Raw genomic sequence first — 18,180 nt, 5'->3', positions numbered from 1 at the left:
GCTGACCTGAATTTTTATTGCCTCCTTCAGGCGTCAATTTTAAGCGGCATCGTCACATAACGGTTAAATTTTGCCCGTATCCGAACGCTTAAGACTTTACCTGAGCGTTAAAATTAACACATTTTTTTAAAAAATCAGGTGATTTTGGCAATTATAGTGGGGTCACAGACGCCACCCCTCTTAAAAAATTGCTCCTTAAATGATGCAGTGAGGCAAAAAGGGACAGACGGTCAGATGAGAGACACTCGATTTTATAAAGATCTTGCGGCACGCGTTGATGCATTAGGCGGCTATCACAATGCGCATTTGCATTTAGATCGCGCTTTTACTGATGATTTCAATCCAGAAACGCATCAAGCGGCCAACAAAGCGCATCTGACTTTACCTGAAAAACATGGCCTAATTTCTGAGATCCATAACAGCGAATTTTACACCGAAGACGGCCTTAAAAGCCGGCTGCAACATTCCATGAAATCGATGATCCGTTGTCAAACACAACGCGCCGACAGCGTTATTGACGTCAGTGATGATGGCCTTGGACTGCGCGGCATCAAGACTGCGCGTAAGGTCGCGCAGTCTTTTAAAGGACAAATAGATTTTCGGATCGGAGCTTATTCTCCATTGGGTTTTGAAAGCGATAAAATGTCAGCGTTCAGATTAATGGAGCAGGCCGCTGAAATTGCTGATTTTATTGGTTGCCTACCCGAACGCGATGACACAGCAGACTATCCGAACCATATTGGTTATGAAGAAAATTGCAGGCGTATGATCGATCTGGCCGCGCGCCACGACACATTTTTACACGTTCATACCGATCAAAAAAATCTGGCGCTGGAAAATGCCACCGAAAGGCTGCTGGACGTTTTGGAACAGCATAATCCGCTTACTAAAACTTCGGGCGAACCACGCGTTTGGGCTGTTCATATGATCTCACCTTCTGCCTATGACGAACCTCGCTGGGAAAGTTTGGTTGAACGATTAAAAACCGCACATGTTGGGGTGATATGCTGTCCGTCCGCAGCTATTGGCATGCGACAAATTCGCAGCGTATATGCGCCTACACACAATTCTATCGCACGGGTGCTCGAACTTTGCGCAGCAGGGGTTCATGTTCGATTGGGCAGTGACAATTGCGCCGACATGTTGTCGCCATCCACCACGACAGATCTTACGGATGAAGTGTTTGTCTTGTCAGCAGCGGTACGGTTTTATGACGTCGACATTCTGGCCAGCTTGGCCTGTGGGGTTGCGCTCACCAAAGAGCAGCGCCAGCGTATTAAAAATCACTTGGAGGCCTAAATGTTTGGACAGTGGGTCCGCCGGAAATTAGGAAAAAACGCTGAGAACTCAATTTTACCGCTAGATCTCACTGCTCCAGAAATGATTGAAGATTTCGCAAGTTTGGCGACGACTGAACTGGCACAGATGTCCGTTTGCCCGCTGACAAATGGTGGGCAGTTGATGTTAGATCCTCAGGATTTGAAGGCCGCATTTTCGCAAAAAAACTATTCCAACCAACCCTCCCGCTTTTCTGCGCTGGCGCCACATAACAGTTCTAAATATGTGGCAGCTCAAGTCGCGGCTAATATTCCGCCATTCTTGGATGCTCCAAGACATACAGTCGTGCGAAAATGGCTTTCCAAGGCGATTTTCGCTAATCTAACAGACTTTCGTTCCAAGATCCCCCAAGCAGCGCAGCTATATGTTTCTGATCTGCCCAGAGATGAACCTTTATTATTGGTTGAGACCGTAGCACGCGGGTTTGCGATCCAGACCATTTGTGACTTTGTTGGGGTCGAACTGGAACAAGCCGATTTAAAGCGCTACACAGCAGCAATGTTTAAGCTCTTCGCGCCGATCCATGATGCCGAAGAATTTGCGCGCACCAATCACGCCCTTGCTGCTTCGCGGGAAGCCTTGCGGGCTCAGCTTGTTCAAGCATCAGATCAGAAAACCAGTTTGTTTTCCACGATGAACCAGTTTGCTGACTTGTTAGAAGGTCTTTCGCTGACCGAGGACGAAAAGCAGCTCATGTTCTGCGACAATGCGCTTTTGGTTCTCGCGGACGGAGTCGAAAACGTTGAAGCGGCGATTGGAGAGGTTCTTTTGAAGTGGGCTGAAGCCCCTGAAAATGAGCGTACAGAAATTACCGAAAGCTTTGTGCGTGATGCCATCCACTCCGCAACACCCGGCCAAACAATTGCCCGCATTGCAACGAACGACATGCATCTCGCAGGGGTAAAATGCCCTGCGGGTTCTCCTGTCTTTTTATCTTTGGCCAGCGCGAATGCACGCAGTACCGATGCGATAGATTTCAGCTTTGGCCTCGGCAGGCATCGATGCATTGGTGAAGGGCTGGCCATCTCGGTCATCCTCGCATGCTGCCAAGAAATCGCCAAACATACAAAACGTATAGATACATCCAACCTGCGTTTTGAGCCCGTTTTTGGACACCGATGGATGCGCGACACCACAATTGAACTGGCCAATGCGCAAGGATCGAAAGAAAGCGTAAAACAATGACCGTGTTTGACTTACCTGTCGGCGCAAAGACTGCGCTTTCCGGCCCCGATGCTTCACTTAGCTTTGACGCACTGTCACGTGTCAAAGCTCAGGTTCAGTCAGACTTGGTGGAACGGTTCGCAAGGCCTCCTAAGCGTATTCTTGGGTGTCTAGAGGACTCCGTTGGATCGATAATTGCAATGCTGGCCTGTCCAGAAATCTGTGATTACATGCCCATTAATCCAAAACTTACGGATCATGAAATTCTGAATCTTGCCAAAAACGGTCAAGCAGATTCAGTGATTTTGGCATCGGATAAGTTTGATCATTTCGCACCACAATTGCAACGCATCGGCCTTGACGTTCTTCGATGGGAACCATGCTTCAACGCGGCATTGACCTCAGCTGAAGCTGAAACGTTAAAGCCTAGATCTATCCTTCAGCCGAATGCGCCGGGCCGCTTGATTCTGCATACATCTGGTACGACAGGCGCCCCAAAACGCGTGCCGATCCGCGTGTCTTCCATGATGCACTCGGCCAAACAGATCGCAACATTTCACGAATTACAAGCTGATGACATTGCACTGAATACCCTGCCGACTTTTCATATAGGCGCTGTCGTGGATGTCTTGCTTGCGCCCTTTGAAAAGAAAGGATCGGTCTTTCTAACAACCGATCGTACCGCAGCAGGGCTTCACAAAACGATCTGCGACATCCGTCCGACATGGGTGCAACTGGTGCCAACAATTTTGTTGCACCTGATAGAAACACTTCCGCCTGACATGCTGCGCGATATCGGCACATCGCTGCGTTTTGTGCGCAACATTTCCGCCCCTGTTCCTCCAAGCCTTAAAACGCGGGCCGAAGAATTGCTTGGATGTCCAATCATCGAAATGTATGGGATGACAGAAGCTGCGGGCCAAATCGCGACAAACGGTCGATCTGCACAGGATCGTCGCCAAGGCACTGTAGGACGGCTGTTTTCAACGCCAGTGAAGCTTCTAGACGCCACCGGCAGTGAAGTGTCCTATGGGCGCAGTGGAGAGATTTGTATTTCGGGCCCGACTGTGTTTGAGGGCTATGAAGGCGTACCCCGTTCAGAAGTGTTTTTTGACACTTGGTTTCGCACTGGCGACATGGGGGTCTTTGATGACGATGGCTTCCTATCCATCAACGGCCGCCTGAAGGAAATGATCAACATCGGTGGCGAGAAGGTCGCTCCGCTTGAAATCGAAACTGCTGCCCTAACTCACCCAAATGTCACAGAAGCCGCAGCTTACGCGCTTACCCACCCTTCACTTGGTGAGGTCAGCGGTTTAACGGTTGCCGTCCGACACCCTATCGAGCTTTCAGATCTGCAAACATTGCTCGCATCCGAGCTGGCAGACTTCAAACTGCCACGCAAGATTCTGCAAGTGAAAGAACTGCCGCGACTGCCAAATGCGAAAGTTGACCGCCTAAGGATCGCACGCGAGGCTCAAAACGAGAGTGTTCGTACGGATGAAGGGTCAGAAAGCCAATCCCCTCAAGACCGTAAACTTGCGGCTCTTTGGGCCCAGCACCTAAATTCGCGTATGCCCAATTCCGAGGATGACTTTTTCAATATGGGCGGGGACAGCCTTTCTGCGATTACTTTTTTGCTTGAGCTATCCAAAATTTTGGGCCGCGACATTACGCCGAACCAATTGTTCGAGACACCAACTTTTGGTGCTTTGTGTCTGGCCGTTTCTAACCCCAATGCTGGAACCGCCGTCACACGTCCACGTGCTGTGAAGTTCGTTGCAGAACAGATGTCAGGATGGCCAGGGCAAATCGTGCTTAAGGATGGGTTGTTCCGAGGGATAGGAACAGTTCAGAACGGTACAAACCTCTTTTGGAGTTGCCAAAGTTCCGATGAACTCGACCACGTGCGCGAGTCTTTCGGTGCCAAACGGCCGTTATACGTTGTGCGCTCGTTATTTCGCATGACTGGTAAATCACGCTTCACCCGCAAAAAAAGGTCAGAAAACGATTTTCACGCACTCGCCTCTCAATTGGTTAACGAAATCCAATTGATTCAACCCCAAGGTCCAATCGCTTTGGGTGGCTTTTGTGGTGGAGCTCAGGTCATGCAGCACGTCGCACGGGCGCTACAACTCGCGGGACGTGACATCAAACTGTTTATAAGTTTAGACTTTTGGCCGACTGAACCCCTGCGCTTTCCTGTGGTCCACGGCATGAGCCAAAGTCAACGTCACTCTGCAAGAGCCACACTTCGCGATATTGAGTCTCCTCGGAATGCTTTGCATCCTATGGGGTGTGAAATTCATCACATCGAAACATCGCACACATGGGATATCGATAAGTTTCGGGCTCAAAGCAAACGCATTTGCCAACATTTGGATAGTACTGAGGCCTGTCTTACACGCCCTGATTTATCATCGGGCACTTGGGGGTTTGAAGATAGGGCACGAGGGGTCAAAGCCAAGTTTCAATCGGTAGAGTTGCCTCGGTTTCCCATTGCCGGCACGCGCGTTCCCTTCAAGGTCCGCGTGCAAAACACGTCGGATAAAATATGGGATCGCTATGACCTCAGCGGACTGTGCGTCGAAATAGCACTTTTCAACTTGGACGGATGCATTCGCGATGCCATCGCGGGCTTCAGCAAACTTGACGTAGATGTCGCTCCCGGTGATAGCTGTGTTATTGAAGGTACGCTGCGGCTTCCCAACAAAATTTTACCGTTTATCTGCGTTGGTAGAATGGTCAGTCATGGGATCGCGCCTTCCACCCCAGTCGCACAAAACCAATTTTGGAAAATCATACTTACAAAATCCAATTAACCCGCAAGACACATACGCTTGCTCGATTTAAGATAAAGAGCCTTGCTATTTTGGGTCGACCACAAGGGTTGCAAGAACTCGATTTTACAAGAGTAAACGAAGTAAGGATTAAACGATAAGAGACATACGCGACCAAAGGTTAGACCAATATTGCGATATCATAGGTCACATCGCGGCACTGGCGCAGGTGGCTGGACTTTACGACGCATAGCCTGCAAGTCCTCCGTCAGACGTAACCCATTGGCGAAAAAAATGCCCAACACCATCATCAAGACATAACCGCGGCTTTAGCGCGCACAAAAGAACTTTCGGTGCAAAATAAGGTGTGGAAAGCGCAATTTCGGACACAAGATAGCATCGCCCCTCCCTCTTACGGCAGTCATTTCTCAAAGGCGGGCACGACAGCAAATGAGACGCTGACCAACGAGACCGCTTTTTTCAATTGGACTACGCCCCATGGCAGCACAAAGAGGCAGTTGTTTCTGGCAACATTTAAGACATAGTAAATAGCGATGACAGTGTTGGGAGGCACCATATGCAAATTGAGGTTAAAGATAATGAGCAACTAAAGTCCGCCCGCATTCTGATCGTAGATGACGAGCCGGGCATGCGGCACTTTCTTGTCAAAACGCTTAGACCCATTTGCGCACAGGTTGATGAGGCACCCGACGCACAAACCGCGGAAAAACTGTTATCCCTAAAGCAATATGATGTGATGGTGCTCGATAACATCATGCCGGGACAAAAAGGGCTTGAGTGGCTACACACCCAGCGAGACAAAGGTGGCATCACTGATATCATCATGATCACCGCCTACGCCGATCTTCAGACCGCAATTGATGCGATGAGAGCGGGTGTATCAGATTTTCTCGTAAAGCCGTTCCGATCGAACCAAATCATGAATGCTCTGCGTCGCAGTCTGGATTTTGCCAAGCTTAAGCGCGAAAACTTCCTACTAAAACGCGAACTTGAAACGGCTTCTGCTGGAAATCGCCGCAGAGAATTAATCGGGAAGTCAGCGATTATTTCCGATGTTCGTAAAACGTTGGAACGTGTCGCACCGTTGTCGACACCCATCCTGATTACAGGCGCATGCGGTTCAGGCAAAGAAGTCGCCGCCCGCCACATCCACAATCATTCAGGCCGCACCAATGCGCCTTTTTTGTCGATTCAATGCGGCGCAATTCCGTCTGATATGATCGAATATGAGCTGTTTGGCCATGCAGCAGGGGCCTTTCCGGGAGCGCAAACAGAGCGTGAGGGACTGCTGGCCTCAGCCTCTGGTGGGACAGTTTTCCTTGATGATGTGAGCGAGCTGAGCGCAAACGCCCAGACCGCGCTGCTGCGTGTATTGGAGAACGGAATCATTAGGCCAATCGGAACCTCGCGTGATGTGCAGCTGAACCTGCGCTTTGTGATCTCCACAACCAAACCGCTGTCGCAAGCGGTGGCGGACGGAGTGTTTCGCGAGGACCTTTTGTTTCGCATGAATGTTGTCGAAATCCCGATGCCACCCTTAAAAGAGCGCGGTACAGATCTATTGGACTTGGCGGATCTGTTTCAAAATGAAATCTCTGCAGCACTGAATTTACCGCAATTGGAAATGTCCTCTACCGTCCGTTCAGCCATGCTGCGTTACGAATGGCCTGGCAATATCCGCGAGTTGCACAACTTTGTGGAAAGAGCATTGATTTTCGGGAGATACCCCATAGAAAGCTTGGAAACCACCGCGCTAGAATGCAAGATCACATCACTGGAAGAGACAGAAAGACGCGCGATTTTAGGTGCCCTTGATGCACTGAATGGAAACAGGTCAGAGGCCGCGCGACAGCTTGGCATTTCCCGCAAGACCATTGATCGCAAGTGCACGGCTTGGGGGCTGTAAACAATGCCATCTGGTTCTAATTTCTTGCGTTCTGTTCGCGTGCGACTGCTGGTTATTGCGCTTTTGCCGATGCTCGTATTGTTGCCTTTGCTTTTGGGCGGCACGCTGTGGCGATTGGAAGGCAAAGTTGACGACCTGCTTGTGAACAAAGTGAACGGTGATCTGATTATCGCGGATCAGTATCTGGCAAGGCTGCTTGAAATGTCGGGCGAGCGCATCGATGCCATCGCGCGGTCGGTCGACCTAAATGACAGCCTGAATTCAGACAATCAAATCGCATTTTTAGAACAGGAACGGCTGCGGCTTGGCCTTGATTTTCTACGCATCGCGCCGGATACGCCTGCGGAAAGACGCCAGCCCGTGATCGCCGCCGCATTAGATGGGCACTGGCATAGCGCGGTTGATATTTTGGAAAGCAGCGCACTGGATGCGCTGTCACCCGGACTTGCCACGCAGGCAGAAATACCGCTGATGCCAACCCGCGCCGCCGCACCGACAGATCGGACCAAAGAAACCCGAGGCATGATCATTCATTCGGCGGCACCACTGGAACGACCGGACGGAACACGGGCCGCACTTGTCGGCGGCGTGTTATTGAATCGCAACCTTGAATTCATCGACACGATTAACGCGCTTGTGTACCGCGAACAAAGCCTGCCAGAGGGCAGCCAAGGCACCGCCACTCTATTTCTTGATGATGTGCGTATTTCCACCAATGTACGTCTGTTTGAAAACCAGCGCGCCCTTGGCACAAGGGTTTCGGCAGAGGTGCGCACACTTGTCTTGAGCAACGGCCAAACTTGGCTGGACCGCGCGTTCGTCGTCGATGATTGGTACATTTCCGCATACGAACCGATTGTTGATAGCTTTGGAAACCGTGTTGGTATGCTCTATGTCGGGTTTCTTGAAACACCTTTTCGCCAAGCCAAAACGGCTTCTATTGTAACGCTTGTAAGTGCTTTTATCCTGATCACCTTTCTGTCAGTTCCGCTTTTCCTGCGATGGGCTTCTCATATTTTCCGTCCTTTGGAGGGCATGACCAAAACCATCGCACGTGTTGAAGCGGGGGATATGACAGCGCGCAACAATCCGCCAAATAAGGGCGGCGAAATCGCGCAAGTCGCTGGCCATTTAGATGACCTTTTGGACCAACTGCAAGAACGTGATCGCGAATTGCGTGACTGGGCTAAGAGCTTAGAGACCAAGGTCGAAGACCGCACCCGCGATCTGCGCAAAGCCAATCATCGGCTGGAACGCACCACAGAGCGGCTGATTATGTCGGAAAAACTGGCCGCAGTTGGCGAAATCACGGCTTCTGTTGCCCATGAAATCAACAACCCTGTTGCTGTTATTCAAGGTAACCTTGACCTTGCACGCAGCACATTGGGTGACAAAGCGGATGAAGTAGATGAGGAATTTCGCCTGATCGACGATCAAGTGTACCGCATCGGCGTGATCGTTTCCAAATTACTGCAGTTTGCTCGCCCAGAGGAATATTCGGGGTCAGCAAACCTGATTATGCCTTCCGAAGTTGTACGGGATTGCATTGTCCTGACTCAGCACCAAATCGCCAGCGCAGGGATAACGTGCAATTTGTCGACCGATAGCGTCGCCAAGGTGCGAATGTCACGCACGGAGCTACAGCAGGTTGTTGTTAATCTGATTTTGAATGCGGTGCATGCTATGTCTGGCGGTGGTCTTTTAAGCGTAGCAACCTGTGACTGTGAAGGCGGTTTTATGTTTTCGGTGACAGACACCGGAACTGGGATTTCACCTGACGTACGCCCGCGCATCTTTGATCCGTTCTATACCACCAAGCAGGCACAAGGCACCGGCTTAGGCCTGTCCATTAGTCAGCGGCTCGTGAGTCGTGTTGGTGGGCACATTGCCGTCGAATCGACTGTCGGAAAAGGAAGCACCTTCAAGGTTTTCCTGCCCGTTGAAAAATAACTTCAAATCGCTCGATTTGGACAAAATGTCCCAAAAGGGACCGCATCGCTGGCGAAGCACAGGACAGAACCTCCCACAAAGGCCCAACCAAGCCCATTTAGAAAGACATAAAATCCACATAAGTCATTGATAAATATTACAAATAAGTTGACAGCCTTTCACCCAACCTGTCTTTCTTTACTCTGCATGCCAATGTATGCCGCTGCGTAAACTTAGGAGGAGTTTGCTGTCAGTGCGATCTAGGGAGGGAAATCCATGAAAAATGCAGCAAGCGGTCCGCTAGCTTTTTTGCACAAAAGTCACATCGTCGCCGAACCCGGCTATAATCGTTGGCGTGTCCCGCCAGCATCCATCGCCATCCATCTGTGTATCGGATCGGTATATGCATGGTCCGTATTTAATCTGGCGTTAACACGCGAATTGGGTGTTGTCTCGGCTGGTGCAGATGATTGGAGCCTCAGTTCGGTCGTCTGGATCTTTTCCGTGGCCATCGTATTTTTAGGCCTTTCAGCGGCCTTTGCTGGTAAATGGCTCGAAGAGGTCGGCCCCCGTATGGTTGGTGTCGTCGCCGCATTCCTATGGGGTGGCGGCTTTATCCTCGGCTCGGTAGGAATCTCAACCCATCAGCTTTGGTTGGTCTATCTGGGATACGGCGTCTTGGGCGGCTGCGGTCTCGGCCTTGGATATGTATCACCTGTATCCACGCTTTTGCGTTGGTTCCCTGATCGACGCGGTATGGCGACAGGCATGGCGATCATGGGCTTTGGCGGCGGCGCGATGATTGCAGCCCCGATCAAGGGCTGGTTGCTTGGGCTCTATGCAAAGGCACCTGAGTTTCTCGGGGCGCAAGATGCAGTGACAACCGTCGTCGACAAGGGGCGGATTTTTGCCGAAACAACAGCGGGTCAGGTCGAAGTTGTGATCGCTTCAGCAGCTCAGGCCGCAGACTTTGGCGGACAGGCTGGCATCTACGTTATCGGCACAGGCGAGACTGGCGCATCACAAACGTTTCTGACACTCGGCATTGTCTATTTCATCGTGATGATTCTTGCGGCCTTCCAATATCGCGTGCCCGCACCAGACTGGAAGCCTGAGGGATGGGAACCCAAAACCGTGACCTCTAAAATGGTCTCGCAAAATAGCGTGCATATTGATCAAGCCCTCAAGACACCGCAATTCTGGCAGCTTTGGTTAATGCTTTGCCTGAATGTGACCGCTGGCATCGGTGTTATCGGCGTTGCCAAAACCATGATGTCTGAGATTTTTGGCTCGGTCATGCCACTCGTCGCGACTGCCGCCTTTGCATCCACCTATGTCTTGATGATCTCGGTCTTTAACATGGTTGGCCGTTTCTTTTGGGCCTCGACTTCGGACTATATCGGACGCAAAGCGACCTACATGTGCTTCTTCGTTCTGGGCACGCTGTTGTACCTATCGATCCCCTTCTTTGCCTCTGCTGTCGCGACCACGCCTTCCGTAATTTATCTGGTTGGGTTCTACGTGGCGACGATGATCATTTTCTCGATGTATGGCGGCGGCTTTGCCTCCATTCCAGCCTATCTCGCGGATATGTTCGGCACGATGCATGTGGGTGGCATTCATGGCCGTTTGCTGACGGCATGGTCGCTTGCGGGTGTGTTGGGACCATTGGTGATCACATCACTGCGGCAGATGTCAGTGACAGCCGCGATTACAGAGCTTTCGGACAAAGTTGATCCGGCAGCCTTTGCCGAGAAATTTGGTGCGCCACTGACGCAGCTTGATCAGTTGGTCGCAGCCAAAACTGTGACGATTGCCAGATTGATGGAAATCGCACCCAACGGTACCATTGACCCCACGCCATCGCTATACAATACAACTATGTACTGCATGGCGGCGCTTTTGGTCGTGGCATTCTTTGCAAACCTGTGGATGCGGCCGGTGAAAGAACATCACCATCATGACGAGCCGGAATTGCAGGCCGTCCCTGGGGAATAGAGAACGCCAAGCGGGGGCGATGCTTTGTGCCCCCGCTTTATATCTCTCATTCGGAGCCTCTGTCTGAAGGTTCAAAAAACCATAGGAAACCCCAATCATGTTAGACAAGCTCGAAATGTTCGTCGCACTGGCGCGCGAGGGCCACTTTAGTCGCGCCGCCGAGAGCTTGAATATTGCACAACCCACCCTGTCTGGCGGCATCAAACAACTTGAAGAACACCTTGGCGTGCAACTGGTGCATCGTGGCTCGCGCTACGGCGGGCTGACACCCGAGGGGCAGTCTGCCCTGACATGGGCCAAACGGATCTTGAGAGATACAAAACAACTGCGCGATGAAATGCGTATGGGCAACAAAGGTCTATCTGGCGAGGTGCGCATTGCGGTGATCCCGACAGCGCAAACATGGGCAGCGCGATTGTGTTCTGCGTTTTCTGCCAAACACCCCAATGTCAGGTTCACGCTTTTATCCCGCACATCACGCGAAATTCTTCAAATGTTGGATGATTTTGAAATCGACGCAGGCATCTCGTATCTAGATAATGAACCCTTGGGCAAGGTCGATACGGCCCCGCTGTACGAAGAAAGCTATACTGTTGTTTGTGCACGATCCTCGCCCTTTGCCCAAAACGCGTCTGTGAAATGGTCAGACCTGAGCGATGCTCCTTTGGCCTTATTAACGCCCGACATGCAAAACCGGCGGATCATCGACCAGCTTTTCGCCCAGAACGATGCCACCCAGCGTACATGCATTGAATCCAATTCAACGATCGCCTTGGTGGCAAATGTAGCGTCAGGGCAGTGCGTGACCATCTTACCAAAGGATATCGCCGAATTTCTATCTATCGGCAAAAACCTAGCGCTTGTTCACCTTGAAGGCACTGTACCGAAACATTCAGTTGGATTGGTTTTACCACACAGAGAGCCACGGACACCGGTTCTTGCGGCCCTGCTGAACGAAGCCAAAAACCTGACAAAAACCGATTGATCGAAATATCCAATCACCCCACGGAATAGCATTATTGATCTGCAAAGCTCTAAATGTTTCAAAGAATTAAGAATTGGAGGAGTCAGTATGCCATCGCCCGAAGCCACGATTGATAGCGTCGAAATCGACCGCATCATCAGCAGCCACATAGACTTAGAGGGGCCATTGCTGCCTATCCTGCACGCCTTGCAAGACGCGTTTGGCTTTTTGCCGTCTCAGGCACATGCCCCGATTGCAGAGGCGCTGAACATCTCACGCGCCGAATTGCATGGTGTGATCAGTTTTTACCATGATTTTCATAACGCCCCCAAGGGACGCCATGTCCTGAAAATCTGCCGCGCAGAAGCGTGCCAATCGGTGGGCGGCACAGCTTTGGCGGAAAACACGCTGGCCAAACTCGGACTGGATTGGCACGGCACCACTGCGGATGGTGCTGTCACAGTCGAACCCGTCTATTGCCTCGGGCTATGCGCCTGTGCGCCTGCGGTCATGATTGGTGACAAGGTGATTGGCCGCGTTGACGCAACGCGCATGGACACCATCATTTCAGAGGCAAGCGCATGAAAATAACTGTACCTATGGACAGCGCCGCCAAAGCCGTTGGCGCAGACGAGGTCGTACAAGCCTTGCTTGCGGCCGCCAAAGATAAAGGTATTGAGGTCGAGATCACACGCACGGGAACGCGCGGCATGATTTGGCTCGAACCTTTGGTCGAAGTCGAAATTGACGGCCTGCGTCACGGTTTTGGCCCTGCCACGCCCGAAGATGCCGCAGCCATTTTGGACGGCAATAGCGACAAGGCACTCGGCCCTGTCGAGGCGCTCGATTGGATGAAACGTCAGACGCGGCTGACTTTTGCGCGTGTCGGAGTGATAGACCCGCTGTCGCTGGATGACTATAAAGCCCACGGTGGGCTGGCCGGATTGAAACGCGCAGTATCCATGACAGGCCAAGAGATCACCGATGAGGTCAAGGCCTCAGGTCTGCGTGGACGTGGCGGTGCGGGGTTTCCCACGGGGATCAAATGGCAGACTGTCCATGATGCCGAAGAGCCACAAAAATACATCGTTTGCAACGCCGACGAAGGCGATAGTGGCACCTTTGCCGACCGCATGATCATGGAAGGCGACCCCTTTACCTTAATCGAAGGCATGACCATCGCGGGGCTTGGTGTTGGCGCGACCAAAGGCTACGTGTATCTGCGGTCCGAATATCCAGATGCTATCAACGTGATGCGCAAAGCCGTGGACATCGCCCACAAGGCTGGCGTGCTTGGAGCAGATGTGCTTGGCTCTGGTCGCGCCTTTGATATGGAAATCCGCATGGGTGCTGGCGCCTATGTCTGCGGCGAAGAAACGTCGTTGCTCAATTCACTCGAAGGCAAACGCGGTGTTGTGCGTGCAAAGCCCCCCCTGCCCGCCTTAGAGGGGTTTCTAGGCCGACCCACAGTTGTGAACAACGTGATCAGTCTGGCCACCGTCCCTGTTATTTTTGAAAAGGGTGCGCAGTATTATGCAGACTTCGGTTTGGGGCGTTCGCGCGGCACTGTAACCTTACAGATCGCGGGCAACGTGGCGCGCGGTGGCCTGTTTGAAACCGCCTTTGGCATTGGCCTTGATGAGGTTGTGAATGATCTGGGCGGCGGCACCCTATCAGGGCGTCCTGTGAAAGCGGTGCAAATTGGCGGACCTTTGGGAAGCTATCTGCCCGTGTCAAAATTCGATGCGAAACTCGGGTATGAGGAACTCGACAGCCAAGGTGGTTTGCTTGGTCACGCGGGTATGGTCGTGTTTGACGACACAGCTAATATGCTGGGCATGGCGCGATTTGCGATGGAGTTTTGTGCTGTTGAAAGCTGCGGGAAATGCACGCCGTGTCGTATCGGCGCTGTGCGCGGCGTCGAAACCATTGACCGAATTGCCCAAGGCGATATGGACGCTTTGCCACTGCTGGCGGATCTATGTGAAACCATGAAGGACGGTTCCTTATGCGCGCTAGGCGGCTTCACCCCCTTGCCTGTCATGTCTGCCGTGACTCATTTCCCTGACGAGTTTTCTAATGCCAAGGAGGCTGCCGAATGAAAGATTTCATCATTCCCGACGATACAGACATGGGCACCCCCGCCAAAGAAGGCGCGCCAGTCTCGCTGATTATCGACGGCTTTGACGTGACTGTGCCCGAAGGCACCAGCGTCATGCGTGCGGCAGCAGAGGCGGGCATCAAAGTGCCTAAACTCTGCGCCTCTGACAATCTTGAAGCCTTTGGATCGTGCCGCCTATGCGCCGTTGAAATCGAAGGACGACGCGGTGTTCCAGCCTCTTGCACCACACCCGTTGCCGAAGGCATGGTCGTCAACACCCAGTCCGAAAAAGTCCGCAAAATCCGCAAAGGCGTGATGGAGCTGTATATCTCGGATCACCCGCTGGATTGTCTGACGTGTTCGGCCAATGGCGATTGCGAATTGCAAGATATGGCTGGCGCAGTCGGCCTGCGAGATGTGCGCTTCAAAGCCCCAGAGAACACAGTCTTGGCGAACCATTTTGCCACGCGCAACACCTCTGGCGAAGCCAATCCTGAATGGATCGCCAAGGACGATAGCAACCCCTATTTCACCTATGATCCGTCGAAATGTATCGTCTGCAACCGCTGTGTGCGCGCCTGTGAAGAGGTCCAAGGCACCTTCGCGCTGACAATATCAGGACGTGGGTTTGACAGCCGCGTTTCTGCGGGCGCGGCGGACGATAACTTTCTGACATCTGATTGTGTGTCTTGCGGGGCCTGCGTTCAGGCGTGCCCAACGGCAACGCTGCAAGAAAAATCCATTATTGAGATGGGCACGCCCGAAAAATCCGTTGTAACGACCTGCGCCTATTGCGGCGTTGGCTGTTCGTTTAAGGCGGAGATGCAGGGCGATCAATTGGTGCGCATGGTCCCTTACAAACACGGCAAGGCAAACCGCGGCCATTCTTGCGTCAAGGGCCGTTTTGCATACGGCTATGCCAGCCACAAAGACCGCATTCTAAACCCGATGATCCGCGACAACATCGAAGATCCATGGCGCGAGGTCTCATGGGACGAGGCGCTAAGCTTCGCTGCCAAGCGGATGCGCGGCCTTCAAGACACTTACGGCAAGAAATCCATCGGCGTTATCACGTCAAGCCGTTGCACAAATGAAGAAACCTTTTTGGTGCAAAAGCTCACGCGTGCTGTGTTTGGCAATAACAACACCGATACCTGTGCGCGTGTCTGCCATTCGCCCACGGGCTACGGGCTTGGTCAAACCTTTGGCACCTCTGCGGGCACGCAGGATTTCGATTCTGTAGAGCACACTGACGTGGTTGTCGTCATCGGCGCCAACCCCACCGACGGGCACCCTGTTTTTGCCAGCCGCTTGAAAAAACGCTTGCGAGCTGGGGCAAAGCTGATTGTCATTGATCCGCGCAGGATCGATCTGGTGAAATCCGCGCATATCAAAGCCGCCCACCACCTACCATTACGCCCCGGGACTAACGTGGCTGTCGTCACGGCGCTCGCCCATGTGATCGTCACCGAAGGCTTGATGGATGAGGCGTTTATCCGTGAGCGCTGTGATTGGGATGAATTCCAAACCTATGCTGAATTTGTCAGCGATCCACGCCACAGTCCCGAAGCGAACGAAATGCTGACAGGCGTGCCCGCATCCGAGCTGCGCGCCGCTGCGCGCACGTTTGCGACAGGTGGCAATGGTGCGATTTATTACGGGCTTGGCGTCACAGAACATTCGCAAGGCTCGACAACAGTCATGGCAATTGCCAACCTTGCTATGCTCACAGGTAACATTGGCCGTAAAGGCGTCGGCGTAAACCCATTGCGGGGCCAAAACAACGTGCAAGGTTCTTGTGATATGGGATCATTCCCACACGAGTTGCCGGGGTATCGCCATGTCAAAGACCCCGAGGTGCGCGACCTGTTTAAAGAAGCTTGGGGCGTCGACATCGACCCAGAACCAGGCCTGCGCATTCCCAATATGCTGGATGCGGCCGTTCACGGAACGTTTAAGGGATTGTATTGCCAAGGCGAAGACATCTTGCAATCTGACCCAGACACAAAACATGTCGCCGCTGGTTTGGCCGCAATGGAATGCGTGATTGTGCATGACCTGTTCCTCAATGAAACAGCAAATTACGCGCATGTCTTTTTGCCCGGTTCGACGTTCTTGGAAAAAGACGGCACATTTACCAACGCCGAACGCCGTATCAACCGCGTGCGCAAAGTCATGGCGCCGCGCAATGGCTATGCGGATTGGGAAGTAACTCAGCTTTTGGCCAATGCCATGGGCGCGGGCTGGACCTACACACATCCTGCTGAAATCATGGAAGAAATCTCGGCAACAACGCCCAGTTTTGCGGGGGTTGATTATGCGCTTTTGGAAGAAAAAGGCAGCGTGCAGTGGCCCTGTAACGAAGCCCACCCCGAAGGCACGCCGCTTATGCATGTTGACGGGTTTGTGCGCGGCAAAGGGCGTTTCATCGTCACAGAATATGTGGCCACCGATGAGAAAACCGGCCCACGCTTTCCGCTTTTGCTGACCACAGGCCGCATCTTGTCGCAATACAATGTCGGAGCGCAAACACGCCGCACCGATAACGTGGTCTGGCATGAGGAAGATCTGCTTGAAATCCATCCGCATGATGCCGAAAATCGTGGGTTGAATGACGGGGATTGGGTCCGCCTTGCTTCGCGTTCAGGCGAAACGACATTGCGCGCAACTGTGACGGATCGTGTCAGCCCCGGTGTGGTGTATACTACGTTCCACCACCCTGATACGCAGGCTAATGTCATCACTACCGATTACTCGGATTGGGCAACCAATTGCCCTGAGTATAAGGTGACAGCGGTGCAGATCAGCCCCTCAAACGGGCCGACTGACTGGCAAGAAGACTATGCAGCACAAGCGACAAAAGCACGCCGCATTGTCACCGCAGCGGAATAGGCCAATGCGGATTGCTCCGACAGTCAGCACTTCGGGCTGGTCACACCAAAAGGACGGCGCGCTGGAAATTCATCGGACCTTGCCCGAAGAAACGCCAGTCGCCATCGTTTTCAATGGCTCCACTCAAGCTGTAATGATGGCAACGCCCTGCGATATTGAAGACTTCGCTTATGGTTTTTCGCTGACTGAGGGGGCGATCACCGATATAGGCCAGATCGAAAACATCGAAGTTGTGCCACACAACCAAGGTATAGAAGTCCAGATGTGGTTGGCAGAAGACCGCGCAGAGATGCTTGCCGCCAGACGGCGCAGCATGGCAGGCCCTGTGGGATGTGGCCTGTGTGGCATTGACAGCATCGAACAGGCGATGCGCGCATTGCCACAACTTAACCAAGATGATTTTCGCATCACCAGCGCCGAAGTGGCCTGCGCCACCGATGACCTGCGATCACATCAAAGCTTGCATGACCAAACGCATGCCACCCATGCCGCGGGGTTCCTTGTTCCCGCTCAAGGCATCGTTTTGGCACGCGAAGACGTGGGCAGGCACAATGCGCTCGACAAACTTCTGGGGGCGTTACTGCGCTCTGGCATCGACCCCACATCTGGCGCGGTCGTGATGACCTCTCGCCTGTCGGTTGATCTGGTGCAAAAATGCGCCCTTGCTGGCGTCCCTACCCTGATTGCGGTTTCTGCACCTACAGCACAAGCTGTCCGCGTGGCGCAAAACGTACGAATAACCCTTGCGGCATTCGCGCGCCAAGGCGGTTTCGACATATATTCACACCCCAACCGTATCGTAGAGGATACCCCCGATGGCACCTGATAAAATGATCAGAATGGGCAACCAAATCGCCGAGTTCTTCAGAACGCAACCTGGTATTGATCCCGCAGCGAAAACACTCGAACATATCATTGATTTTTGGGAACCGCGCATGCGTCAACAATTGTGTGACTATGTTGCAGAAGGTGGCTCTGGCTTAGACGCAGAAGTGATCAAAGCGGCACAAATGATGGCATAGCTTGGTTCGTCGATCCTAGACCATGAGGACGCCATCTGGCCCTATCGCGATGAGGGACTGTCCCT

12 protein-coding genes are annotated in these 18,180 nt (G+C 52.6%); all 12 read left to right on the top strand.

Going from position 1 to position 18,180, the window contains the following annotated elements:
* Positions 1 to 144: 144 nt before the first annotated feature.
* The 12 genes from KO503_RS16950 to KO503_RS16895 all read left to right on the top strand — a co-directional run bounded on the left by KO503_RS16950 (position 145) and on the right by KO503_RS16895 (position 18,115).
* On the top strand, positions 145 to 1,299 hold the full coding sequence (locus KO503_RS16950; protein WP_215992740.1) for an amidohydrolase family protein: 1,155 nt from the start codon (positions 145 to 147) through the stop codon (positions 1,297 to 1,299).
* On the top strand, positions 1,300 to 2,523 hold the full coding sequence (locus tag KO503_RS16945) for a cytochrome P450 (protein ID WP_215992739.1): 1,224 nt from the start codon (positions 1,300 to 1,302) through the stop codon (positions 2,521 to 2,523).
* Positions 2,520 to 5,324, top strand: a complete 2,805-nt coding sequence (locus KO503_RS16940; RefSeq protein ID WP_215992738.1) for an AMP-binding protein — start codon at positions 2,520 to 2,522, stop codon at positions 5,322 to 5,324. Before KO503_RS16945 ends, KO503_RS16940 begins: the two co-directional genes overlap by 4 nt.
* A gap of 535 nt (positions 5,325 to 5,859) precedes the next feature.
* Positions 5,860 to 7,209, top strand: a complete 1,350-nt coding sequence (locus KO503_RS16935; protein WP_215992737.1) for a sigma-54-dependent transcriptional regulator — start codon at positions 5,860 to 5,862, stop codon at positions 7,207 to 7,209.
* 3 nt (positions 7,210 to 7,212) lie between these two features.
* Positions 7,213 to 9,159, top strand: a complete 1,947-nt coding sequence (locus KO503_RS16930; RefSeq protein ID WP_215992736.1) for a sensor histidine kinase — start codon at positions 7,213 to 7,215, stop codon at positions 9,157 to 9,159.
* A gap of 255 nt (positions 9,160 to 9,414) precedes the next feature.
* Entirely contained in the window at positions 9,415 to 11,136 is a 1,722-nt protein-coding gene (locus tag KO503_RS16925; protein WP_215992735.1) for an OFA family MFS transporter, read from the top strand.
* Between the two features lie 97 nt (positions 11,137 to 11,233).
* The gene (locus KO503_RS16920) at positions 11,234 to 12,121 is read left to right on the top strand and encodes a LysR family transcriptional regulator (protein ID WP_215992734.1); all 888 of its coding nucleotides are present in this window, start codon (positions 11,234 to 11,236) and stop codon (positions 12,119 to 12,121) included.
* Positions 12,122 to 12,208: 87 nt separating this feature from the next.
* A complete protein-coding gene (locus KO503_RS16915; RefSeq protein WP_215992733.1) occupies positions 12,209 to 12,685 on the top strand; it encodes a formate dehydrogenase subunit gamma in 477 nt (158 codons plus the stop codon).
* Positions 12,682 to 14,202 carry a formate dehydrogenase beta subunit gene (locus KO503_RS16910; protein WP_215992732.1) on the top strand — a complete coding sequence of 507 codons (1,521 nt, stop codon included), beginning with the start codon at positions 12,682 to 12,684 and terminating at the stop codon, positions 14,200 to 14,202. The genes KO503_RS16915 and KO503_RS16910 overlap by 4 nt, the downstream gene beginning before the upstream one ends.
* Positions 14,199 to 17,093 (top strand): formate dehydrogenase subunit alpha, encoded by a 2,895-nt coding sequence (fdhF, locus tag KO503_RS16905; protein WP_215992731.1) that lies wholly within the window; start codon positions 14,199 to 14,201, stop codon positions 17,091 to 17,093. The genes KO503_RS16910 and fdhF overlap by 4 nt, the downstream gene beginning before the upstream one ends.
* Before the next feature lie 4 nt (positions 17,094 to 17,097).
* The gene (gene fdhD / locus KO503_RS16900; protein ID WP_215992730.1) at positions 17,098 to 17,919 is read left to right on the top strand and encodes a formate dehydrogenase accessory sulfurtransferase FdhD; all 822 of its coding nucleotides are present in this window, start codon (positions 17,098 to 17,100) and stop codon (positions 17,917 to 17,919) included.
* Positions 17,909 to 18,115: a formate dehydrogenase subunit delta gene (locus KO503_RS16895; RefSeq protein ID WP_215992729.1), complete on the top strand. Its 207-nt coding sequence runs from the start codon at positions 17,909 to 17,911 to the stop codon at positions 18,113 to 18,115. The genes fdhD and KO503_RS16895 overlap by 11 nt, the downstream gene beginning before the upstream one ends.
* Positions 18,116 to 18,180: the final 65 nt, after the last annotated feature.

Source organism: Pacificibacter marinus (genome assembly GCF_018860505.1).
In the GTDB taxonomy this organism is placed as follows: Bacteria; Pseudomonadota; Alphaproteobacteria; order Rhodobacterales; family Rhodobacteraceae; genus Celeribacter; species Celeribacter marinus_B.
This window is presented reverse-complemented; position numbering and strand designations above follow the sequence as displayed.